Here is a 21952-nt window from a genome sequence, read left to right as displayed (position 1 = left end):
CCGACACCGGGGCCCGATCGCGGCCCAGGACGGAGAGACGGCGCCGCGTGGGCGTCACCGTAAGCCGGCTCAGGAGACCGCCGAGGCGGCTGCCTGACGGTAGTGGAAAAGAGGGGGTGCCCGTCGACCGGCGGGCACCCCCTCTCCCGTTCTCCCGTTCTCCCGTTCTCCCGTTGTGTCCAGCCGCGCTCGAGGCCCGGTCCTCAGCCGCGTTTGAGACCCAGCACCTCGGCCGCGGCGAACGTCTCCTGCGGCGGCCGCTGCGCGTAGTGCGGGGTGAGCAGCGCGTCCAGCTCGTCGTGGGTGAAGGTCTCCTGCTTGCTGTCGAACTTCGCCTGCACCCGCGGCCGTTCCACCACGGCGACCATGCCGCCGTGGACGACGAGCAGCTGCCCGTTGACCCGGGCGGCGGCGGGTGAGGCGAGGTAGCAGACGAGCGGCGCGACGTGCTCGGGGGCGAGCGGGTCGAGGCTGCCCTCGTCCGGTTCCTGGAAGCCCTCGAAGACGTCCGCGGTCATCCGGGTCCGGGCGCGCGGGCAGATCACGTTGGCCGTGACGCCGTACTTGGCGAGGGCGAGGGCGGTGGAGGTGGTCAGACCGACGATCCCGCCCTTTGCGGCCGCGTAGTTGGGCTGTCCGGCCGAGCCGGCCAGGAACGCCTCCGAGGAGGTGTTGACGATCCGCCCGTACACCTCCGCCCCGGCCGCCTTGGCGCGGTCCCGCCAGTGTGCGGCGGCGAAGTGGGTGGTGTTGAAGTGTCCCTTGAGGTGGACGCGGATCACCGAGTCCCACTCGTCCTCGGTCATGGAGAAGATCATGCGGTCGCGCAGGATGCCCGCGTTGTTGACGAGGATGTCCAGCTTGCCGAACTCGGCGATCGCCAGGCCGACGAGCTCCCGGGCCTGCTGGAAGTCGGCGACGTCTCCGGTGTGCGCGACCGCCCGGCCGCCGCTCTCGCGTATCTCGGCGGCGACCTCCGCGGCGGGGCCGGCAGAGGACTCGCCGGAGCCGTCGCGGCCCGGCTGTCCGTAGTCGTTGACGACGACGGCCGCGCCGAGCCGGGCGAGTTCGAGTGCCTCGGCCCGGCCGAGACCGCGCCCGGCGCCGGTGACGACGGCGGACAGTCCCTCAAGTGGCAGTGGCATTCCGTTCCGTCCTCAGATCTCGATGCACGTACGCAGGGCCGTCCCGGTACGCATCTGGTCCAGGGCCTCGTTGATCTCCGCCAGCGGCACCCGGTGGGTGATCAGGCCCTCCAGGTCGACGCGGCCCGCCCGCCACAGGGCGATGGTGCGCTCGTAGGAGCTCAGGACGTCCCCGCCGCCGTACATGGACGGCAGGATCCGCTTCTCGTCGAAGAACAGCTCGAACATGTTGAGCTGCAGGAAGTCGTCCATGGCGCCCGCGCCGACCACGACGAGGGTGCCGCCGCGCCGGGTGTTCTCGTACGCGGTGCGGGCGGTGGCGGACCTGCCGACGACCTCGAAGACGTAGTCGAAGCCCTCACCGCCGGTGACCTGCTGCTTGGCGTCGGCCAGCTCCTCCGGTGAAACGGCCTTCGTGGCACCGAACTTCAGCGCGGACTCGCGCCGGGAGGCGACCGGGTCCACGGCGACTATCTCGGCGGCGCCCTTGAGCCGCGCCCCCTGCACCGCTGAGATGCCGACGCCGCCGCAGCCGATGACGGCGACCGACGAACCGGCCTCCACGTCGGCGGTGTTGAGGGCGGCACCGAGTCCGGTCGTCACCCCGCAGCCGATGAGGGCGGCGATGTCGAAGGGCACGTCGTCCGGGATCGGCACCGCGCAGCCGGCGTCCACCACGACCTCCTCGGCGAAGGTGCCGGTGCCGGCGAAGCCGAAGACGTCACCGCCGGGGCGCTTGAAGTTGGGGGTGCCCGCGTTCATGAACCCGGCCAGGCACAGCTCGGTCTGGCCGCGCTTGCAGGCGGGGCAGGCGCCGCAGGCGGGCAGCCAGCAGATGACGACCCGGTCGCCGGGCTTCAGGCGGGTCACGTTCTCGCCGACTTCGAGGATCTCGCCCGCGCCCTCGTGACCGGGCACGAAGGGGGCCGGCTGGGGCAGCACCCCGTTCATCGCGGACAGGTCCGAGTGGCACAGTCCGGTGGCCCGCACCCGGACCCTCACCTTGCCGGGGCCAAAGCCCACCGCCTCGATGTCGTCGAGGATCTCCAGCTTTTCCTGGCCGATCTCGTGCAGTACGGCTGCGCGCATGGTGCGGCTCCCCTCGGAGGCTCTTCAGGAGTGCTGAACGATGGTGTCGGCCAGGACGGGCGCGTCCTCCCGCTCGAGTGCGCTCACCGCGACCCGCACCTGGCCCTGCTCGCGCCACATCCGGATGCGCAGGGTCTCGCCCGGGTAGACGACCCCGGCGAACCGCGTGGTGTACTCGCGCACCCGGGTCACGTCGCCGCCGAGCAGCGTGTCCACGACCGCCTTGAGCGTGATGCCGTAGGTGCACAGCCCGTGCAGGATGGGCCGGTCGAACCCGGCGAGCTTGGCGAACTCCGGGTCGGCGTGCAGGGGGTTGTAGTCGCCGGAGAGGCGGTAGAGCAGCGCCTGGTCGGCGCGGATCGGGCGCTCGACGGTCCGGTCGGGCTCGCCGGTGGGCGGCTCCGGTCGGGTGGAGGGGCCGCGGTCGCCGCCCCAGCCGCCTTCCCCGCGTACGAAGATCTGGGCGTCGTTGGTCCACAGCGGGCCCTCGGCGTCGGCGACCTCGGTGCGCATGACGAGGACGGCGGCCTTGCCCTTGTCGTACACGGCGGCGATGCGGCCGGTGGCGGTGGCGGTGCCCTCGGCCGGCAGGGGCCGGTGGATCCGCAGGGTCTGGCCGCCGTGCAGGACCCGGGCCAGGTCCACGTCGACACCGGGCACGGACAGGCCGCTGATCACCCCGGGCGAGCCGGCGCCGGCGACGGTGGCGAAGCTGGGCAGCACGTGCAGCCGGGACTCCAGGGTGTAACGCAGCTCGTCGGGGTCGGTGGCGGGGCTGTCCTTGTCCGGGTTCGCGCCGGCGCCGATGCCGAGGTGGTAGAGCTGGACGTCCTTGGTGGTCCAGGTGATCTCACCGGTCCGGGGCTCGGCGGCGAGGGCCAAGGCTGCGTCGATGGGCATGGGGCTCCTGACGGGTCTCAAGACCTCGGTGCGGACGTCCGCACCGTCGGCCGCACCGAGGTCGTCCACGGGCGGATCTAGAACGCGTTCCAGTCCGGCGCCCCCTGTATAGCCCAGCACTCCGCACTTGTGAAGGCTACTGACACTGTGTCAGGTGATCGGGCGATGACATTTGTACTGCCCGAGTGCGGACATCCGCATCTGCCGGGGACCGGTCCCGGACTCCTACCGTCGTAGGCATGACCCGGACGCAGCGTGCCGCGCCCGGTGCGATCATCGTGCTGACCAACTGGCCGCCGGCGTTCGCTTCGTACGCTGTGCTGCCGCACCGCCGCGAGGCGGGGACCATCTGATCGGGGGACGAAGAGATGTCGTGGTGGACGCGGGTGAGATGCCGGATCCGGGCCGTACGGGAGGCACGGGCCCGGTGGCAGGCGGACATGGAGCGGTTCCGGGTCGCGCAACGGGCCGCCCGGAAGAACGGGAACGCCGCGGACGTCGACCATCCGGGCCCGCCGCCCACCGGCTTCGCGCTGCTGCCCTGGCTGCTGATGGGGATGGGGTCCTTCTCCAACCTGCTGCAGGGCAGGACCCCGAACCCGTGGATCGGCGGCCTGGGGCTGCTCGCCTTCAACTCGCTGTACGTCTACGTCACCTTCCGCGCCTTCGACCGGGAGAAGCGCGAGGCGGTCTCCACCCGGGTGGCGCTGGGGCTGATGGGCCTGCTGACCACGGGCCTGGCCGTCGGATACGGCGGCAACTGGCTGATGTTCTTCCCGCTGCTGGGCCTCGCGACCGGCGCCACCCTGCGCGGCCCCTGGCTGGGCCGCACCGGCGTGCTGCTCTCGGTGTACGCGGGAGCCGTCTCCGGCGTCCGCGACGGCTGGGGGGACGCGACGAACATCGGCTACGCGACCTTCCTGTCGAGCATGGTGACCGCCGCGATCCTCGGCCTGTCCGAGGCCGTGCGGGAGCTGCGCGCCGCCCGGGAGGAGCTGGCCCGGCGGGCGGTGGAGAAGGAGCGGCTGCGCTTCTCCCGCGATCTGCACGACCTGCTCGGCCACACCCTGTCGGTGATCGTGGTGAAGTCGGAGGCCGCCCGGCGGCTTGCCCCGCGCGACATGGACGCGGCGCTCACCCAGATCGGCGACATCGAGTCGGTGGGCCGGCAGGCGCTCACCGAGATCCGCGAGGCGGTGACCGGCTACCGCGAGGGCAGCCTGGCCACCGAGCTGACCCGGGCCCGCTCGGCGCTGTCCGCGTCCAGCGTGGAGCCGGTGGTGCGCCAGTCCGGGACGCCGCTGGCCCCGCAGACCGAGGCGCTGCTCGGCTGGGTGGTGCGCGAGGCGGTCACCAACGTGGTCCGGCACAGCGATGCCACCCGCTGCGAGATCACCATCGAGAGCACGACCGAGCAGGCCCGGCTCACCGTCACCGACAACGGCACCGGCAAGGCCGTCACGCGCCCTGCCGAGGGCATCGGCGGCACCGGTCTGACGGGCCTGACCGAGCGCCTCGCGGCGGCGGGCGGCTCCCTCAGGGCCGGCCCGTCGCCGCGCGGCGGCTTCGCGGTCACCGCCGAACTCCCGGTGGAGCCGACGGAACTGACCGCCGTGGGTGCGGCTACGGCGCCCAGGGCGGGCTGACCGCCCAGCTGACGTCGTCGCTCCACGAGGTGCTGCTGTCCCAGGCGTTGGAGCCGCCGTTGCTCGCTATGTAGACGTTGAGGTTGTAGTGGCGCAGGTATCTCGTCGGGTAGTTGTACGAGGCGAACGAGGTGCCCGTGCCGCTCCTGCCGGTCTGCGGGCAGAAGGTGGCGTCGGCCCGGAACTGGCTGGTGCCGTCCATGGGCTGCCGGTAGAGCCGGTAGTTGTAGTGGCGCAGGAAGTCGCCGGGGTAGTTGCGCGACTCGAAGGAGACACAGGAGCTGTCGGCGAGCCCCCGGCGCACGATCCAGGTCGCGTCGCTCTTGTCGAGGGACGAACTGCCGGACGTGACCGAGGAGATGACGGCCGCGTCGTTCTGGTGGCGAACGTAGTCGGTGGTGCAGCAGGAGGTCGTCGCGCGCAGCGAGATCTCCGAGCCGGCACTGAGCGTGCCGGTGCTGCCGGTCGGGCCGCCGTAGCCCACGGAGACGATGTCGGACTGGACGGCGTCGTCGGCGGCGTCCGTCGGGATGCCGGAGGTCATCACGCCCTCGAAGAAGGACCCGATGGAGCCGTTGCTGTTGTCGCCGCCGGTGCCGAGGACGATCGCGCCCTCCTGGTGCATCGGCGAGTAGCCACTGGTGGTCGGCTCACCGCCGGAATAGGTGGTGGTGAGCCCGCCGGATTGCGCATTGCCGTATTTCAGCGCGAAATGGTTCTGCCCGTTGTTCTTCAGCAGCGCGGTCACGAACGGCAGCGGTCCGGTGCCGGTGTTGGACGTGTTCTTGCTGTACCCGGCGTCGGACTGGAACAGCCCGTTCTCCAGGTCGGCCTGCACCCACGGCCCCTGCCCGTAGCAGGGCGAGAACCAGCACTCGGTACCGAAGTTGATGGCGTCCATGTGGCCGTTGCCGGTGTCCAGGTTGTTCGTCTCGGCGTTGCCGTAGTCGAAGCAGCAGCGACCGTTGACGTGGGTGCCGGAGGTCACCATGTACATCCCCTCGGCCTGCCCGTTCACGGCCACACCCGAGGTGGAGTTGTCGCGGTAGCCCATGCCGGCGGAGATCTCCAGGCCGTAGACCTGGTGTCCGCCGACAGTCACCGGCAGGGCGTCCGCGGGCGCCCCGACGTCGGCCGCGCCGGCCCCGCCCGCACCCTCGACGGTGAGGTCGTTGTGGCGCGGGGACTGGTCGTAGATCTCGGTGATGATGCAGGTCGTGCCGGAGCAGAACGAGTCCTGGGCGGCCGCGTCGGCGTAGCCGCCGGTGGCCAGCAGGCCGATGTTCGCGGTGGCGCCGTCGGAGGCTCGCTTCACCTGGTAGAGCGAGCCGCTGTACGACGAGTACAGCGCCCGGACCAGGCTGTGCGCGGCGACGCAGGGCGTGCCCGCGGCCGCGTAGACGTCACAGGGCAGCGAACTCGCGGCGGCGGCCTGCGGGGCGCCGACGCCGACGACGAGCGCGGCGATGGTGGCGAAGGCCGCGAGTACGGACAGGGCGGCTTTTCTGAGCCGCCGCGGACATGAGCGCAGGAGTGTGGGGAGCACGTGCACCTCTTCGGTTCCTCGTAGGGCGGTGCGGGGGGGGAGCGGCCGAGTGGGTCGATATACCGAACGTCGTTCGATCGAAATACCGAACCCATTCGACGTCGAAATGCCGAACAATTACCGGAAATGCAGAGGCGATTGTTTGCGGGCCCCCGTGGGCCGTCAACCCCTGCGGACTCGAACCATGACGATTCTTTAATTTCCCGCCCTTGGCTACGCTGGGGCCGTGAAGAACATCCGGGTCCTCCTCGCCGAGGACCAGGGCATGATGCGCGGCGCGCTCGCCCTGTTGCTCGGCATGGAGGACGACATCGAGGTGGTCGCCCAGGTCGCGACCGGTGACGCGATCGTGGCGGCCGCACTGCTGCACCGGCCGGACGTGGCTCTGCTGGACATCGAACTCCCGGGCATCAGCGGCCTGGACGCGGCCGCCGAGCTGCGCGAGCAGGCGCCGGACTGCCGGGTGCTGATCCTGACGACCTTCGGCCGGCCCGGCTATCTGCGCCGGGCCATGGAGGCCGGAGCGGCCGGATTCCTGGTCAAGGACGGGCCTGTGGAGGAGCTGGCCCAGGCGATCCGGCGCGTGCTCACCGGGGAGACCGTGGTCGATCCGGCGCTGGCCGCGGCCGCGCTCAGCGCCGGGCCGAATCCGCTGACCGCCCGGGAGTGCGATGTGCTCAAGGCCTCGGCGGACGGGGCGACGGTCGCCGACATCGCCGGCCGGCTCCATCTGTCCGAGTCCACGGTCCGCAACTACCTTTCGTCCGCCATCGGCAAGACGGGTACGCGGAACCGGGCGGAGGCGGTGCGGGAGGCCCGGCAGCAGGGGTGGCTTTGAGCACCGCCCCGCCCGGCTCGCCCTACTGGATCACCTCCGCCGACTCGTAGCTGGTCCCCTCCGGCGCCACGCACCCGAACCAGCTCATCGGAAAGCCGGCCGCCCGCTGAGGCAGATCCACGGTGCTCGTGCCGTCCTTCCAGGTGCACTTGACCTGCTGGGCGGTGTTGGCGACCATGCCGATCACCAGACGGCCGGAGCTCTCGGGTTCGTACCCCAGACGGGTCGCGGCGGCCTCCAGGTCCTTGCCCGAGAAGCGCTCCAGCTTCTTCACCGTGTTGAACATCACCTGCTGCGGGCGGTGGTCGCCGTAGGCCCGGGTCACGAAGAACGAGACCTTGCCGATCAGGTCGGCGGGCTTGTGGACCTCCGCCGGCTCGAGCCCCAGCCTGTCCATGGCCTGGAACTGCCGGGCCGCTTCCGCCTGGTCGCGCGGCGCTCCCCACAACTCGACGGCGGCAAGCCACTGCTTGCCGCGATACATCCCCCGGGCCAGCTCGGTCCGCTGCGGCTCGTACACATGCCGCTCCTTTGCCGTCGGCGGCCGAGTGGCCACCACCGCCCCCCGGTCGCCGTGACCGCTGTCCCCGCCCGGCAGCCCCGTCACCGCCAGGGCCCCCGTCGACCCGGCCACCACCAGCGCCGTGGCCGTCGCCACCGCCCAGCGCCGTGCTCTGCGCCGCCGGCCGCCGCGCATGACCGCCTGCACCGGGGCTATACCGATCTCGACCTCGTCCGCGGCGTCCGCGAGGAGGAGGGCGATGTCCGTCTGGCTCATGTCGTGGTTCCTGTTCCGGTCCGCGCTCATCACTTCCGCCCTCCCTGCGTCACCATCTCGGCCAGTCCCGGTATGGCGCGGAGTTTCGCGATCCCCTTGGCCGCGTTGCTCTTCACCGTGCCGACCGAGCAGCCCATCGCCTCCGCCGCCTGGGTCTCCGTCAGGTCCTCCCAGTAGCGCAGGACGACCGCCTCCCGCTGCCGCGGGGGCAGTTGGGCGAGCGCCTTGAGCAGGGCGCTGCGGTCGTCGGCCTGCGCGATGCGGTCGCCCGTGTCGGGCACCTCGTGCACCAGGCCCGAGTCGTCCCTCGGTGCGAGGAACTCCTTCAGCCTTCTTCTGTGTTTGCGCGCATGCGCGTTGATCATCACGCGCCGTACGTACGCCTCCGGGTCGTCGGCCGAGCCGACCCTGCGCCAGGCCACGTAGACCTGTTCGAGGGTCGACTGGACCAGGTCCTCCGCGGCGTGCTGCTCCCCCGTGAGGAGAAATGCCGTACGCATCAGCCGGGGCCAGCGGCCGATCATGAAGCTCTGGAACTCCTCGTTCCGAGCCTGCTTCCCGTCCCCCATGGGCACCTCCTAGATGTCAAAAGGAGTCCATGGGCCGCCCGGACCGTTGCCTCACCTCACGGAACTCGCCGAAATTTTCTTCGGCAGCCACAGCAGCATGAGCACCACCCCGCCCAGCAGCACCCCGGTCCCGGTCCGGAAGGCCAGCGCGTACCCCTCGGTCAGGGCCTCGGCCCCGACGCCGCTCCCGGTGTGCGCCGTACGCGTCGCCGCGATCGTCGACATCACCGCGAGCCCCAGCGAACCGCCCATCGTGCGGGAGGTGTTGACCAGACCGGACACCAGCCCGGCGTCGGAGGGCGACGCCCCCGAGGTGGCGAGCGCGGCCAGCGGCGTCGCCGAGAGCCCGGCGCCCAGCATCATCAGGATCCCCGGGCCCATGACGGAGGTCAGGTAGGCGCCGTGCGCGGTCATCGTCGACTGCCACGCGAACCCGGCGGCCGCGATCAGCGCCCCCACCACGGCCACGGTGCGCGCGCCCAGCGTGGGCAGGAAGCGGGGTGCCAGCTTGGAGCCGAGCACCACCGCGAGGGAGCTGGGCACCAGCGCGAGTCCGGCCACCAGCGGCGAGTAGCCGAGCACGTTCTGCGCGTACAGCGTCATGAAGAACCACATGCAGAACATCGCCGAACCGCTCAGGAACATGGCCGTGTTCGCCGACGCCACCGAGCGCAGCCGGAACAGTCCGAGCGGCATCAGCGGGGCCGGAGTGCGGGCCTCGACGGCGAGGAACAGCCCGACCAGCGCGAGCCCGGCGACCAGCGGCACCAGCGTGGCCGCCGCCGTCCACCCCTCGCTCTCGGTCCGCGAGATGCCGTACGCCAGCGTGGCCAGACCCGCCGTCACCAGCAGCGCGCCCGGCAGGTCGAGCCGCCGCCCGTCCCCCGCGCGGCTCTCCGGCAGCCACCGCAGCGAGCCGGCGAGCACCACCGTGCCGACGGGCACGTTGATCAGCAGTACCCACCGCCAGTCCAGCACGTCCACCAGGGCCCCGCCGACCAGTCCGCCCGCGGCACCGCCGCCGGCGCCCACCGCGGTCCAGGTCGCGATCGCCCGGGCCCGGGCCGGCCCCTCGGGCACCGCGGCCGTCAGCAGCGTCAGGGTCGAGGGCGCCAGCACTGCCGCGCCCAGCCCCTGCACGGCCCGCGCCAACAGCAGCTGCCAGCCGTCCTGGGCCAGCCCGCCGCCCAGCGACGCCAGCGTGAACAGGCCCAGCCCGACGAGGAACATCCGCTTGCGGCCGTAGAGGTCACCGGCCCGCCCGCCGAGCAGCATGAACCCGGCGAAGGCGATGGCGTACGCGTTCACCACCCACTGGAGGCCCGCCGTGCTCAGCCCGAGGTCGGTGCGCATCGACGGCAGGGCGACGTTCACCACGGACACGTCGAGCACGACCAGGAACTGTCCGGCACAGGCCAGCGTCACCACCAGCCAGGTGGGCAGGGCGACGCGGCGGGATATGAGGGGCGAGGTGTCGGCGGCTTCCAGCATGGGTGTCATGCTCTCAACCCAATTACGGTCCTTGCATCGGCATTTCGGACCACCGGGTCCTGGGTCGTACGACCTACACCCGGCCTACGCCGCCCGCAGCAGTGTGACCACCGCCGCCCCGCCCAGACCGATGTTGTGGGCGAGGCCGACCCGGGCTCCGCGCACCTGCCGCTCCCCCGCCTCGCCGCGCAGTTGCCAGACCAGCTCGGCGGCCTGGGCGAGGCCGGTCGCACCCAGCGGGTGCCCCTTGGAGATCAGCCCGCCGGAGGGGTTCACCACCCAGCGGCCGCCGTACGTCGTCGCCCCCGACTCCACGAGCTTGCCGGACTCGCCCACCGGGCACATGCCGAGCGCCTCGTAGGTCAGCAGTTCGTTGACGGAGAAGCAGTCGTGCAGCTCCACGACGTCCACGTCCTCGATGCCGAGCCCGGCCCGCTCGTACGCCTGCCGTGCCGCCTCGCGGGACATCGGCTGTCCGACGACGTCGATGCACGAGCCGGACGCGAACGACTCCTCGGTGTCGGTGGTCATGGCCTGCCCGGCGATCTCGACCAGGCCGGTCAGCGAGCGCTCCTCGGCGAACCGCTCCGACACCACCACGGCCGCCGCCGCGCCGTCCGAGGTCGGCGAGCACTGCAGCTTGGTCAGCGGCCGGTGCACCATGCGCGCGGCGAGGATGTCGGCCACCTCGTACACGTCACGGAACTGGGCGTAGGGGTTGTGTGCCGAGTGGCGGTGGTTCTTGGCGGCGACCCCGGCGAGCTGGGCCTCGGTGGTGCCGTACCGCTCCATGTGCTCGCGGGCCGCGTCGCCGAAGATCTGCGCGGTCGGCGGGGTCATCTCGAAGCCGTGCCGCGCGGCCATGATCCCGTAGTGCCGGGCGACGGGGGACGTCGAGAAGTCGCCCCCGTCCGCCCCTCCCCCGAGCGCCCCCTTCTTCATCTTCTCGAAGCCCAGCGCCAGGACGCAGTCGGCCGCCCCGCCCTCCACCAGCTGGCGGGCCAGCATCAGCGCGGTGGCGCCGGTCGCGCAGTTGTTGTTGACGTTGTAGACGGGGACTCCGGTCAGGCCGAGTTCGTAGGCGGCGCGCTGGCCTGCGGTCGAGGGCTGGAAGCAGTAGCCGACGGGAACCTGTTCCACATCGGTGTACGCGACCCCGGCGTCGGCGAGCGCCACACCACCCGCCTCCCGCACCATGTCCCAGTACTGCCATTCCCGGGTCTCGGGCTTCTCGAAGCGGGTCATCCCGACCCCGGCGACATAGGCCTTCATGGCGCGCCAGAGTAGAACGTGTTCCACCAACACACCAGAGCCTGACGCCAGATCAGAAACCCATGAGCCGGTCAAGGATTCATTAGAGGCCCGAAGCAACGGAATAGTTGCCTGTGCATACGAGGTTTACCCACCACTTATGTCACGCGGGAGGCCTCACTCAATGACGCACACGACGACCGCCCAGCCCCACCGGAGGGCCGGCGGAGCCGTGGTCCCGGTGCTCGCCTTCGCGGGCATCGTGGTCGCGGTGATGCAGACGCTGCTGGTACCGGTCATCAAGGACCTGCCGCAGCTGCTGGACACCGCCCCCAGCAATGCCACCTGGGTCCTCACCTCGACCCTGCTGTCCGGCGCCGTGGCCACCCCGATCATGGGCCGGCTCGGCGACCTCTACGGCAAGCGGCGCATGCTGATCCTCAGCCTCTCCGTGATGGTGGTCGGCGCCCTGGTCAGCGCACTCACCAGCCAGCTGCTCACCATGATCGTGGGCCGCACCCTGCAGGGCTTCGCCATGGGCGCGATCCCGCTCGGCATCGGCCTGATGCGGGACATGCTGCCGCGCGAGAAGCTCGGCTCCGCCATGGCCCTGATGAGCTCCTCGATCGGCGTCGGCGGCGGCCTCGCGCTGCCCGCCGCGGCCCTGGTCGCCCAGCACATGAACTGGCACGCCCTGTTCTACGGCGCCGCCGGCCTCGGCGCCCTCTCCATCGTCGTGACCCTCCTCGTCGTACCGGAGTCCCCGATGCGCGCCGAGGGCTCCTTCGATCTGCTGGGTGCGATCGGCCTGTCGACCGGCCTGGTGCTGCTCCTGCTGCCCATCACCAAGGGCAGCGACTGGGGCTGGTCCTCCGGCACGACGCTCGGCCTGTTCGCCGCGTCCGTCGTCGTCCTCGTCCTGTGGGGCCTGTTCGAGCTGCGCGTCAAGGCGCCCCTGGTCGACCTGCGCACCACCGCCCGCCGTGAGGTGCTGCTCACCAACCTCGCCTCGATCATGGTCGGCGTCAGCTTCTACGTCGTCTCGCTCGTCCTGCCCCAGCTGCTCCAGCTGCCGAAGGCGACCGGCTACGGCCTCGGCCAGTCCATGGTCGTCGCGGGCCTGTGCGTGGCCCCGCTGGGCCTGACGATGATGTTCACGGCGCCGGTGTACGCCCGCCTGTCGGCACGCTTCGGCCCCAAGGTCACCCTGATCATCGGCCTGCTGATCATCGCCATCGGCTACGGCGGCGGCCTCGGTCTGATGGACGCGGCCTGGCAGACCATCGTCACGTCCGTGGTCCTGGGCGCGGGCATCGGCCTGGCCTACTCCTCCCTCCCCGCGCTGATCGTCGGCGCGGTCCCGGCCTCGGAGACCGGCGCGGCCAACGGCCTGAACACCCTGATGCGCTCCATCGGTACGTCCGTCTCCAGCGCCGTCATCGGCATGGTGCTGGCCAACACGGCGAACAACGTGGGCGGGCTGGAGATCCCGACCATGCACGGCTTCCACGTCTCCTTCCTGATCGCGACGGCCGCGGTGGCGGTGGGCCTGCTGCTGGCCCTCTTCCTGCCGAAGCCGGACCGCGCACCGCAGCTGCGGGCGAGCAGCGAGGAGGACACGAACCTGAAGCGCGCGGAAAAGGTCCTGCGCGGGTTCCGCGGGAGGGTCCTTGACGCCGAGGGGAATCCGGTCGCCCGGGCGAAGGTCACGCTGATCGACCGTCGGGGCCGGCAGGCGGGCGCCACCCTCTCCGCGGAGGACGGCACCTACGCCCTCGGCGTCCCGGCCCAGGGCGCCTACGTCCTGGCCGCGAAGGCCACCGGGCACGGGCCGCACGCCTCGTCCGCCACCCACACCGGGGACGAGCGAGCGGTGGAACTGGACCTCTCCCTGCCCGGTGAGACGGTGACCGCCTGAGAGACATGCCACTCGTACCCCCTGTCGCTTCGGTGCCAGGGGGTACGACAGCATGGGGCGCCGAACACATCAGACACCCCTGACACGTCGTGCAGCCTCGACACGTCGCACAACCGAAAGGCCCCCCATGCCCGCCGCACCCAAGCCCCAGATCCTGGCCGCGTTCGAGGCGGCGAAGGGTTTCATGCCCGTGGACGAGGGGCTGGCGCTGTACGCGGCCGCGGTGGAGGCGGGCCGGCTGGGGCTGCCCCTGCTGGAGGTCGGGACGTACTGCGGACGCTCGACGGTCCTGCTCGCGGACGCGGCCCGGGAGGCCGGCGTCACCGCGCTCACCGTCGACCACCACCGGGGCAGCGAGGAGCAGCAGCCCGGCTGGGACTACCACGACCCGGAGACCGTCGACCCCGAGATCGGCCTGATGGACACGCTGCCGACCTTCCGCCGGACCCTGCACAAGGCGGGCCTCGAGGAGCACGTGGTGGCGCTGGTCGGCCGCTCGCCGCAGATCGCGGCGATCTGGAACTCCCCCCTCGGTTTCGTGTTCGTCGACGGCGGCCACACCGACGAGCACGCCACCGCCGACTACGAGGGCTGGGCACCGCACGTCGCCGAGGGCGGCCTGCTCCTCATCCACGACGTCTTCCCGCACCCCGAGGACGAGTTCACCGGCCAGGCGCCGTACCGCGTCTACCTGCGCGCGCTGGAGTCGGGCGCGTTCACGGAGGTCTCCGTGACCGGATCGTTGCGCGTACTGCGGCGGACCGGGACGGGCATCTGACCTGGGCTCGCCCTTGATCACCGGGGGATCCGCAGCGGAGGGATGCGACTGCGGACTTTCTGATCGGCGTGTACCTGGCCGTCCTCGTCGTCGCCGGGTGGCTGATCGACCGTAGTTTCCGAGTCGTCCGCGGTGTCCGATGCGTCCGGGCCACCCGCTCGGCCCTCTCGGCCATGTGAAGGGCCTGAGTGGCCGCTAGGGTGGCAGGCGTGTCGTACGTAGGCCCGGACTTCGATCCCCCGCAGCCCCGCCGGCCCAGGCGAGGGCCGCTGACCGTCGCGCTCGCAGCGCTCGTGCCCGGTGCTCTGCTGGGCTGGCTGGTGTACGAGGCGGTGGGCGGGTCCGGGAGTTCGGGCTCCGGCTCGGACACGGCGGCCCCGCAGACCTCCACCGCCGCGCCGAGCACCGCCAAGCCCTGGTCGGCGCCGGCCACCGACGACGGCAAACAGAAGAGTCCCTCGCCGTCGCACACGTCGCCCACGTCGACCGCCGACGGCCCCCTCAAGGGCAAGGTCGTCGTCATCGACCCGGGCCACAACCCCGGCAACTTCTCTCACACGGCCGAGATCAACCGCCAGGTGGACATCGGCACGAACAAGAAGGAGTGCGACACCACCGGCACGTCCACCAACTCGGGTTACACAGAAGCCCGGTTCTCACTGGACGTGGCCCACCGGCTGCGCACGATCCTGGAACAGCAGGGCGCCACGGTGAAGTTGACGCACGACGGCGACTCCCCGCCCTGGGGCCCCTGCGTCGACGAGCGGGCCCGGATCGGCAACACGGCGCATGCGGACGCCGCCATCTCCATCCACGCCGACGGCTCCGCGGAGGGCGACCGCGGCTTCCACGTCATCCTCCCGGCGTCCGTGCACGCGGGCGCCGCCGACACCCGCCCGATCGTCGCCTCCTCGCGTGACCTCGGCGAGCGCGTCGCGGGCAACTTCCTTCGTTTCACCGGTGAACCGCCGTCCAACTACGTCGGCAAAGGTACCGGTCTCGTCACACGTCAGGACCTGGGCGGTCTCAATCTGTCAACGGTTCCCAAGGTCTTCATCGAGTGCGGCAACATGCGCGATAGCAAGGACGCGGCACTGCTGACCAGCGGCGCCTGGCGGCAGAAGGCCGCGCAAGGGATCTCTGAGGGAATCGTGAGTTTCCTGCGCGAGTCGTGACCGGCGGGCGGAACCGGCCGGACAGCGGGATCTTGTGGACGATAGTGTCTACCGACGACGAGACGACTCACGAAGGACCTGTTGTGAATATCCGCTCCCTCACTAGAGGCGACGGCGTGGTGATCGGAGCAGCGGTGTTGCTGTTCATCGCGTCGTTCCTCGACAACTACTCCGTGGACGGCGCACCGGACGACTACGATCTCCCGAACCTCTGGGCAAGCGGACCGGTCCTGATGAGCGTTGTCCTGGCAGGGATCATCGGCGCCGCGCTCGTCGTCGTCGCCCGGGCCCTGCCGCAGCCGCCCAAGGTCGTTGGCCTGGACCTCGGTCAGTTCGGCGTCGCCTTTGCGGTGTTCGCCGCGTGGAGCGCCCTCGGTAACATCATCGACCCGTCCGGCGGTGCGAACAACGTCGGCGGCGGCTCCAGCGGCGGCCCCAGCGCCGGCACGGGCCTGATCCTCGCCCTCATCGCCACCCTGGTCATGGCCGCCGCCGCCATCGCCACCCCCCTGGTCCCGGCCCTGCAGGCCGGCCTGGTCCCGGCTCCCAAGCCGACCGCCCCGCAGCCCTACGGCGCCCAGCCGCCCGGTGGTTACGGCTACCCGGGCGCCGCCCAGCCGCAGCAGCCGTACGGTGCCCAGCCGCAGCCGGGCCAGCCGTTCGGTCAGGCGCCGGCCCCGCAGGCCGCCGCCGCCCCGGCGCCACAGCCGGCCCCCGGCGCGGACTTCTCGCCGTTCTGGTTCGCCGTGCCGGTCCCCCGGCAGCTGTTCGCCGAGGACGGTTCGCCGACGCCGATCGCCGAACTGGCGCCGGGCACCTGGTACTTGGCCGTCGAGCAGCGCGGTGCCGCGCTGGTGGCGCAGACCCAGGACGGTCGCCGTGGCGTGCTGCAGGACGCCTCCGGGATCCAGCGCGGCTGAGTCCCACCCGTACCGTCGCCGACGGCCCCTCGCCCTTCCGGGCGGGGGGCCGTTGCCGTACAGTCGCCTCCCGCGCATTGACTGACGGAGCGTCAGGAGGCAGGCATGCGGCTCGGTCTCGCACTCGGCTACTGGGGCCGCGGTCCTTCCCCGGACCATGTGCCCCTCGCGCAGGAAGCGGAACGGCTCGGCTATCACTCCGTGTGGACGGCCGAGTCCTGGGGCTCGGACGCCTTCACCCCGTTGACCTGGATCGCCGCGCAGACCTCGACGATCAGGCTGGGTACGGCCGTTGCCCAGATGGCGGCGCGCTCGCCGACCGCCACCGCGATGCACGCGCTCACCCTGGATCATCTCTCCGGGGGGCGGATGATGCTGGGGCTGGGGCTGTCGGGGCCGCAGGTGGTGGAGGGCTGGTACGGCCGTCCGTTCCCGAAGTCGCCGCTGAGCGCGACCAGGGAGTACGTCGACGTCGTACGGCAGGTGCTGCGGCGGGCGGCGCCGGTGGAGTCGGACGGCCGCTTCCACCCGCTGCCGTACCGGGGGCCGGACGGCACGGGACTGGGCAAGCCGCTGAAGTCGATCACCCATCCTCTGCGGCACGACCTGCCCGTCCTGCTGGGTGCGGAAGGCCCCAGGAACGTGGCGCAGACGGCCCGGATCGCCGACGGTTGGCTGCCGCTGTACTGGGCGCCGAGCCGACCCGAGGTGTACGGGGACGTGGTGCGGGAGCTGCCCGAGGGGTTCCTGGTGGCGCCGATGGCCCGGGTGAAGGTGTGCGACGACGTGGCCGAAGGTCTGCTGCCGGTGAAGGCCATGCTCGGCTTCTACATCGGCGGAATGGGCCACGCGGCCCGCAACTTCCACGCCGACCTCATGGCGCGCATGGGCTACGAGGAGGAGGCCCGGCGGATCCAGGAGCTGTTCCTGGCCGGGCGCCGTGAGGAGGCCGTGCTGGCCGTGCCGGACGCCTTCGCCGACGAGATCTCCCTGGTCGGCCCGCGCGAACGGGTCGCGGAACGCCTGGAGTTGTGGCGCAAGGGTCCGGTGACGGACCTGCTGGCCCTGTCACCGGACCCGCACACCCTCAGGGTGCTGGCGGAGCTGAACGCCTAGCCGCCGCTCAGCTGCGAGGCGGACGGCACCTTCTCCTTGACGGTGGCGCCGGCGCTCTGGCCCGCGTCCTTCACCTTGTTGATGACGTCGTCGAAGGCACCGGCCGCGCCCTCGTCGCCGCTGCGCAGCTTGGACGGCAGGCTCTTCAGGCTCTCGATGCCCGCGGTGAGCGGCGCCAGGGCCTTGGAGAGCAGCGGATCGCCCTGGGCGTTCTTCTGGGCGGCCTTGAGCCGGTTGTAGGCGAAGGCGCCGGCCAGGCCGGCCTTCACCAGGGTCAGCTTGCGGCTCTTGGCGCCCTTCTTGAACTTGCCCGCCTTCCAGGGCTTGACGATCCACTGGTAGACCGCGCCGGCCGCCAGGCCCGCGTTCGCCACGAACCGGGCCTTGGCGAACTTCTGGCGCTCGGCCGACGTGCTCGGACTGGGCGTGGCCGCATCGAGGGCGGCCACCTGCGAGGTGTCCTTCGTAGTGGTCTTCTCGCTGCTGCCGCAGGCGGCGGAACCGGCCAGCAGGGCGCAGCACAGGGTGAGCGCCACACAGAGACGCCGTATCGGTACGGCCACGAGGTCCTCCGGACGTGTCTCCCCGAGCGGGTGTTTCCTCCGGAAGCCTCACCCGGACGGCCGGTGTCCGCCACTCGGGCGACGCCGTCCGGGTTCCCGCTCGTGGGTCAGCGGCAGCAGTCGGGGTCCAGGCCGGCAGGCAGGTGTTCCCCTCCGAAGACCGCGCAGGTGGCGTCGTGGCCGCCCAGGGCGGCGACGGCCAGCAGGAGGGAGCCCGCCGTCCAGGTGGTGAGCTCGCGGGGCCAGATCGCGTCGTCGTCGAAGACGTAGCCCGTCCAGTACAGGCCGGTCTCCGCGTCGCGCAGGTGCTGGATGGACTGGAGGATCTCCAGGGAGCGGTCGGACTCGCCCATCGCCCACAGGGCCAGGGCCAGCTCGCTGGACTCGCCGCCGGTCACCCAGGGGTTGGGGACCACACAGCGCACGCCGAGGCCGGGTACGACGAAGCGGTCCCAGTCCGCCTCGATGCGGGACTTGGCCTCCGCTCCGGTCAGGGCGCCGCCGAGGACCGGGTAGTACCAGTCCATGGAGTAGCGGTCCTTGTCGAGGAAGCGCTCGGGGTGGAGGCGGATCGCGTGGCGCAGGGCGCCCACGGCCAACTCCCAGTCCGGCTGCGGCTCCTCACGCTGCTCGGCGATGGCGAGGGCACAGCGCAGGGCGTGGTGGATGGAGGAGCTGCCGGTGAGCAGCGCGTCCGTGGTGGGCGTGCCGTCGTCGTCGCGGCGCCAGCCGATCTGGCCGCCGGGCTGCTGCAGCCGCAGCACCCACTCCATGGCCGCGTAGACGGTGGGCCACATGCGGTCCAGGAAGGTGTCGTCGCCGGTCGACAGGTAGTGGTGCCAGACGCCGACCGCTATGTAGGCGACGAAGTTCGACTCGCGGGCGCGGTCGGTGACGTCGTCGTGGGCGCCGTCGGCGTAGGCGGCGTACCAGGAGCCGTCCTCGTTCTGGTGGGTGGCGAGCCAGGTGTACGCCCGCTCGGCGGCCTCGTGCTCGCCTGCCGCGTCCAGTGCCATGGCGGCCTCGGTGTGGTCCCACGGGTCGAGGTGGTGACCGCGGAACCACGGGATCGCGCCGTCCTCCCGCTGTACGGCGAGGATGCCGTGCACGGTCGCGGCGGCCTGCTCGGAGGTGAGGACCCCGGGCAGGACGAGGTGTTCTGTCCGGGGCGTCGTCACTTGGCGGCCGCCCCGTCGGTCTCGGCGAGCCGGGGCAGGTGCGGCTTGGTCGCGTAGGCCACGAAGCTCTTGCCGATCAGCGGGTTCAGCGCCTGCTCGGCGACCCGGGTGGCGAGCGGCTTCTTCATGATGTCCCAGACCAGCAGCTTGTGGTACGCCCGCACCGGCAGCGCCTTGTCGTTGTCCACGCCGAACGCGCACTTCAGCCACCAGTACGGCGAGTGCAGGGCGTGCGCGTGGTGGGTGCCGTACGGCCTGAGGCCCGCCTCGCGGATCTTGGCGAGCAGTTCGTCGGCCTTGTAGATGCGGATGTGGCCGCCCTCGACCTCGTGGTAGGCGTCGGAGAGCGTCCAGCAGACCTTCTCGGGGCCGTAGCGGGGCACGGTGATGGCGATGCGGCCGCCGGGCTTGAGCACGCGGACCATCTCGGCGAGCACGCCCTTGTCGTCGGGGATGTGCTCCATCACCTCGGAGATGATGACGACGTCGAAGGACTCGTCCGGGAAGGGCAGCGCCAGCGCGTCGCCCTCCATGGCGGTGGCGGTGGCGCCCGCGGGTGCCTCGCCGGCCTCCTTCATCGCCGCGAACCACTTGGCGACCTCGCGGATCTCCTCGCCGTTCTGGTCGAGGGCCACGACCTGCGCGCCGCGCCGGTAGCACTCGAAGGCGTGCCGGCCGGCCCCGCAGCCGAGGTCCAGGACACGGTCGCCCGGGGCGAGCGGGAACCGGGAGAAGTCGACGGTCAGCACGTGGCCCTGCTTTCGGAAGAGATGCCGGTGTCGGTCGTGGCGGCTGCCGGGGCAGCACTCGCTGCGGTCACGGAGCGGCCGGGTTCTCCGACCGCGGAGCGGTGGACGCCTGCCGCGGAGCGGCCGGGGGCCTTACCCGCGGCGCCGGCGATGGCCTCGCGGTACCGGGACACCGTTCCCTCGGCGGCGCGGGCCCAGGTGAACCGCTCCAGCACTCGCTCGCGGCCCGCCGCACCGAGCCGCACCCGCAGCTCCGGGTCTCCCAGCAGCCGGCCGAGCCCGGCGGCCAGTGCTCCCGCGTCGCCGGGCGGTACGGCCAGGCAGGTCTCGCCGTCGCGTCCGGCGACCTCGGGGATCGCGCCGCCGGTGGTGGCGACCAGCGGGGTACCGGTGGCCATGGCCTCGGCGGCGGGCAGCGAGAAGCCCTCGTAGAGCGAGGGCACGCAGGCGACCTCGGCCGAGCGGATCAGGTCGACGAGTTCGGCGTCGGAGATGCCCTTGACGAAGTCGACGGCGCCTTCGAGGCCGTAGCGCTCGACGGCCTGGGCGACCGGACCCTCCGTGGGGCGCTTGCCGACGACGACCAGGTGGGCGGCCGGGTGCTCGGTGCGCACCTTCGCGAGGGCCTCGACGAGGAAGACCAGGCCCTTGAGGGGCACGTCCGCGCTGGAGGTGGTGACGATCCGGCCGGGCACCTCGGCCACGGCCGGATTCGGCGCGAACAGGTCGGTGTCGGCGCCGATGTGGACGACGTGGATGCGGTCGCCCCGGACGCCGAGGTGGTCGACGATCTCCTGGCGGGAGGTGCCGGAGACGGTGAGCACGGAGGGCAGGCGGCGGGCGACGCGCTTCTGCATCCGGGTGAAGGCGTACCAGCGGCGCACCGAGTAGCGGCGCTGCCAGCCCTCGGCCGCGTCCAGCTCCAGCTGCCGGTCGACGGTGATGGGGTGGTGGATGGTGGTGACCAGGGGCGCGCCGATGTCCCCCAGCAGCCCGTATCCGAGCGTCTGGTTGTCGTGGACGACGTCGAACTCGCCGCGCCGGGCACGCAGATGGCGCAGGGCGCGCAGGGAGAAGGTCAGCGGCTCGGGGAAGCCGCCGGTCCACATGGTCGCGACCTCGAGGGCGTCGACCCAGTCCCGGTACTCGTCCCGCTTGGGGGTGCGGAAGGGGTCGGGCTGGCGGTAGAGGTCGAGGCTGGGCAGCTCGGTCAGGGTCAGGCGCTCGTACCCCTCGTCCAGGACGGGATAGGGCTGTGAGCCGATGACCTCCACCCGGTGACCGAGGCGGGCCAGCTCGCGGGAGAGGTGTCGTACGTAGACGCCCTGGCCGCCGCAGAACGGGTTCCCTTTATAGGTGAGAAGCGCGATGTTGAGCGGTCGCTCGCCGTCGGCTGCGAGGTCCGGTCGGGGACCCGCCTGACTGGCCTCAGCGGTCACTCCGGGCCCCCTTCTCCCTGCACTGTCCCGCGAGACTACGACGGGACGCTAATCTAGAACAAGTTTCAGACTTGATCGTTCAAGAGGCTCTGAATCTACCGGCAGGTAGGGGCCCTGTGAGCAGTGGATCAGGTGATTCACGCCACGACGCGGACCCCCGCCGTGCAGGATGATCACAAGCCCTACAGACACCCTCACCGACTGTCACGGAACGGGACCCATGCCTGCGGAATCCAAGCTGGAAGCCAGTAGCGTCCGGCCCCCTTCGGCGCCGCTGACCGAGCGGCAGGAGGCCCGCCGCCGCCGGATCCTGCACGCGAGCGCGCAGCTGGCCAGCCGGGGCGGTTTCGACGCCGTACAGATGCGCGAGGTCGCCGAGTCCTCGCAGGTGGCCCTCGGCACGCTGTACCGCTACTTCCCGTCCAAGGTGCATCTGCTGGTCGCCACGATGCAGGACCAGCTGGAACACATGCACGGGGCGCTGCGCAAGAAGCCGCCGGCGGGCGACACGGCGGCCGAGCGGGTGGCGGAGACCCTGATGCGGGCCTTCCGCGCGCTGCAGCGCGAGCCGCATCTGGCCGACGCGATGGTCCGCGCCCTGACCTTCGCCGACCGCAGCGTCTCCCCCGAGGTCGACCAGGTCTCCCGGCAGACCACGGCGATCATCCTGGACGCAGTGGGCCTGGAGCACCCGACCCCCGAGCAGCTCTCCGCGGTCCGCGTCATCGAGCACACCTGGCACTCGGCCCTGATCACCTGGCTCTCGGGCCGCGCCTCCATCGCCCAGGTGAAGATCGACATCGAGACGGTGTGCCGGCTGATCGACCTGACGGAGCCCGACGCGACGCACCGTCGCTGAACGC

Annotated in this window: 20 protein-coding genes; 8 read left to right on the top strand and 12 right to left on the bottom strand. The window is 71.5% G+C overall.

Annotation, left to right across the window (positions count from 1 at the left end; translation table 11 throughout):
* Positions 1-203: 203 nt before the first annotated feature.
* The 3 genes from ACIF83_RS29695 to ACIF83_RS29685 are packed head-to-tail and all read right to left on the bottom strand — an operon-like array spanning position 204 to position 3134.
* Complete coding sequence (locus tag ACIF83_RS29695) at positions 204-1145, bottom strand: 3-oxoacyl-ACP reductase (protein WP_399731427.1); 942 nt, start codon at positions 1143-1145, stop codon at positions 204-206.
* 12 nt (positions 1146-1157) lie between these two features.
* On the bottom strand, positions 1158-2234 hold the full coding sequence (locus ACIF83_RS29690; RefSeq protein ID WP_393465802.1) for a Zn-dependent alcohol dehydrogenase: 1077 nt from the start codon (positions 2232-2234) through the stop codon (positions 1158-1160).
* Positions 2235-2258: 24 nt separating this feature from the next.
* Positions 2259-3134, bottom strand: coding sequence for a MaoC/PaaZ C-terminal domain-containing protein (locus ACIF83_RS29685; protein ID WP_399731423.1), 876 nt, complete (start codon positions 3132-3134; stop codon positions 2259-2261).
* A 368-nt stretch (positions 3135-3502) separates the two neighbouring features.
* On the opposite strand from ACIF83_RS29685, the gene ACIF83_RS29680 reads away from it, so the two are divergent.
* On the top strand, positions 3503-4780 hold the full coding sequence (locus ACIF83_RS29680; RefSeq protein ID WP_399731420.1) for a sensor histidine kinase: 1278 nt from the start codon (positions 3503-3505) through the stop codon (positions 4778-4780).
* Here the strand turns inward: ACIF83_RS29680 and ACIF83_RS29675 are convergent.
* Positions 4758-6326, bottom strand: a complete 1569-nt coding sequence (locus tag ACIF83_RS29675; protein WP_399731417.1) for an alpha-L-arabinofuranosidase B — start codon at positions 6324-6326, stop codon at positions 4758-4760. The genes ACIF83_RS29680 and ACIF83_RS29675 overlap by 23 nt on opposite strands.
* A gap of 226 nt (positions 6327-6552) precedes the next feature.
* Between ACIF83_RS29675 and ACIF83_RS29670 the strand changes: the two genes are divergently transcribed.
* Complete coding sequence (locus ACIF83_RS29670; RefSeq protein WP_386572306.1) at positions 6553-7164, top strand: response regulator; 612 nt, start codon at positions 6553-6555, stop codon at positions 7162-7164.
* Between the two features lie 22 nt (positions 7165-7186).
* Here the strand turns inward: ACIF83_RS29670 and ACIF83_RS29665 are convergent, their stop codons facing one another.
* The 4 genes from ACIF83_RS29665 to ACIF83_RS29650 all read right to left on the bottom strand — a co-directional run bounded on the left by ACIF83_RS29665 (position 7187) and on the right by ACIF83_RS29650 (position 11274).
* Entirely contained in the window at positions 7187-7942 is a 756-nt protein-coding gene (locus ACIF83_RS29665) for a hypothetical protein (protein ID WP_393465791.1), read from the bottom strand.
* A gap of 29 nt (positions 7943-7971) precedes the next feature.
* Entirely contained in the window at positions 7972-8511 is a 540-nt protein-coding gene (locus ACIF83_RS29660; RefSeq protein WP_393465789.1) for a SigE family RNA polymerase sigma factor, read from the bottom strand.
* A gap of 51 nt (positions 8512-8562) precedes the next feature.
* Positions 8563-10011 (bottom strand): MFS transporter, encoded by a 1449-nt coding sequence (locus ACIF83_RS29655; RefSeq protein WP_393465787.1) that lies wholly within the window; start codon positions 10009-10011, stop codon positions 8563-8565.
* 75 nt (positions 10012-10086) lie between these two features.
* Positions 10087-11274: a lipid-transfer protein gene (locus ACIF83_RS29650; protein ID WP_399731412.1), complete on the bottom strand. Its 1188-nt coding sequence runs from the start codon at positions 11272-11274 to the stop codon at positions 10087-10089.
* 163 nt (positions 11275-11437) lie between these two features.
* On the opposite strand from ACIF83_RS29650, the gene ACIF83_RS29645 reads away from it, so the two are divergent.
* From ACIF83_RS29645 to ACIF83_RS29625, 5 genes are all read left to right on the top strand, one after another.
* Entirely contained in the window at positions 11438-13171 is a 1734-nt protein-coding gene (locus ACIF83_RS29645; RefSeq protein WP_393465781.1) for an MFS transporter, read from the top strand.
* A gap of 127 nt (positions 13172-13298) precedes the next feature.
* A complete protein-coding gene (locus ACIF83_RS29640; RefSeq protein ID WP_398137290.1) occupies positions 13299-13949 on the top strand; it encodes a class I SAM-dependent methyltransferase in 651 nt (216 codons plus the stop codon).
* Positions 13950-14158: 209 nt separating this feature from the next.
* On the top strand, positions 14159-15124 hold the full coding sequence (locus tag ACIF83_RS29635; protein ID WP_393465776.1) for an N-acetylmuramoyl-L-alanine amidase: 966 nt from the start codon (positions 14159-14161) through the stop codon (positions 15122-15124).
* A gap of 83 nt (positions 15125-15207) precedes the next feature.
* Positions 15208-16044: a hypothetical protein gene (locus ACIF83_RS29630; RefSeq protein ID WP_399731407.1), complete on the top strand. Its 837-nt coding sequence runs from the start codon at positions 15208-15210 to the stop codon at positions 16042-16044.
* Positions 16045-16149: 105 nt separating this feature from the next.
* Complete coding sequence (locus tag ACIF83_RS29625; protein WP_398137293.1) at positions 16150-17160, top strand: LLM class F420-dependent oxidoreductase; 1011 nt, start codon at positions 16150-16152, stop codon at positions 17158-17160.
* On the opposite strand, the gene ACIF83_RS29620 is transcribed toward ACIF83_RS29625, so the two are convergent.
* The 4 genes from ACIF83_RS29620 to ACIF83_RS29605 all read right to left on the bottom strand — a co-directional run bounded on the left by ACIF83_RS29620 (position 17157) and on the right by ACIF83_RS29605 (position 21089).
* Positions 17157-17723, bottom strand: coding sequence for a hypothetical protein (locus tag ACIF83_RS29620; RefSeq protein WP_393465768.1), 567 nt, complete (start codon positions 17721-17723; stop codon positions 17157-17159). The two genes, ACIF83_RS29625 and ACIF83_RS29620, sit on opposite strands and share 4 nt — an antisense overlap.
* Before the next feature lie 107 nt (positions 17724-17830).
* Positions 17831-18901 carry a prenyltransferase gene (locus ACIF83_RS29615; protein ID WP_393465766.1) on the bottom strand — a complete coding sequence of 357 codons (1071 nt, stop codon included), beginning with the start codon at positions 18899-18901 and terminating at the stop codon, positions 17831-17833.
* Positions 18898-19650: a class I SAM-dependent methyltransferase gene (locus ACIF83_RS29610; protein WP_393465763.1), complete on the bottom strand. Its 753-nt coding sequence runs from the start codon at positions 19648-19650 to the stop codon at positions 18898-18900. The genes ACIF83_RS29615 and ACIF83_RS29610 overlap by 4 nt, the downstream gene beginning before the upstream one ends.
* Positions 19644-21089: a glycosyltransferase family 4 protein gene (locus ACIF83_RS29605; protein WP_399731402.1), complete on the bottom strand. Its 1446-nt coding sequence runs from the start codon at positions 21087-21089 to the stop codon at positions 19644-19646. Before ACIF83_RS29605 ends, ACIF83_RS29610 begins: the two co-directional genes overlap by 7 nt.
* Before the next feature lie 220 nt (positions 21090-21309).
* Between ACIF83_RS29605 and ACIF83_RS29600 the strand changes: the two genes are divergently transcribed.
* A complete protein-coding gene (locus ACIF83_RS29600; protein WP_393465758.1) occupies positions 21310-21948 on the top strand; it encodes a TetR family transcriptional regulator in 639 nt (212 codons plus the stop codon).
* Positions 21949-21952: the final 4 nt, after the last annotated feature.

It is taken from the genome of Streptomyces sp. NPDC085866, from assembly GCF_044541035.1.
Lineage (GTDB): Bacteria > Actinomycetota > Actinomycetes > Streptomycetales > Streptomycetaceae > Streptomyces.
This window is presented reverse-complemented; position numbering and strand designations above follow the sequence as displayed.

What these genes read in the sequence shown, in the direction of transcription:
- ACIF83_RS29695 (WP_399731427.1), bottom strand. Translation starts at nt 1,145, where the DNA reads ATGCCACTGCCACTTGAGGGACTGTCCGCCGTCGTCACCGGCGCCGGG.
- ACIF83_RS29690 (WP_393465802.1), bottom strand. Translation starts at nt 2,234, where the DNA reads ATGCGCGCAGCCGTACTGCACGAGATCGGCCAGGAAAAGCTGGAGATC.
- ACIF83_RS29685 (WP_399731423.1), bottom strand. Translation starts at nt 3,134, where the DNA reads ATGCCCATCGACGCAGCCTTGGCCCTCGCCGCCGAGCCCCGGACCGGT.
- ACIF83_RS29680 (WP_399731420.1), top strand. Translation starts at nt 3,503, where the DNA reads ATGTCGTGGTGGACGCGGGTGAGATGCCGGATCCGGGCCGTACGGGAG.
- ACIF83_RS29665 (WP_393465791.1), bottom strand. Translation starts at nt 7,942, where the DNA reads ATGAGCCAGACGGACATCGCCCTCCTCCTCGCGGACGCCGCGGACGAG.
- ACIF83_RS29660 (WP_393465789.1), bottom strand. Translation starts at nt 8,511, where the DNA reads ATGGGGGACGGGAAGCAGGCTCGGAACGAGGAGTTCCAGAGCTTCATG.
- ACIF83_RS29655 (WP_393465787.1), bottom strand. Translation starts at nt 10,011, where the DNA reads ATGACACCCATGCTGGAAGCCGCCGACACCTCGCCCCTCATATCCCGC.
- ACIF83_RS29650 (WP_399731412.1), bottom strand. Translation starts at nt 11,274, where the DNA reads ATGAAGGCCTATGTCGCCGGGGTCGGGATGACCCGCTTCGAGAAGCCC.
- ACIF83_RS29645 (WP_393465781.1), top strand. Translation starts at nt 11,438, where the DNA reads ATGACGCACACGACGACCGCCCAGCCCCACCGGAGGGCCGGCGGAGCC.
- ACIF83_RS29640 (WP_398137290.1), top strand. Translation starts at nt 13,299, where the DNA reads ATGCCCGCCGCACCCAAGCCCCAGATCCTGGCCGCGTTCGAGGCGGCG.
- ACIF83_RS29625 (WP_398137293.1), top strand. Translation starts at nt 16,150, where the DNA reads ATGCGGCTCGGTCTCGCACTCGGCTACTGGGGCCGCGGTCCTTCCCCG.
- ACIF83_RS29600 (WP_393465758.1), top strand. Translation starts at nt 21,310, where the DNA reads ATGCCTGCGGAATCCAAGCTGGAAGCCAGTAGCGTCCGGCCCCCTTCG.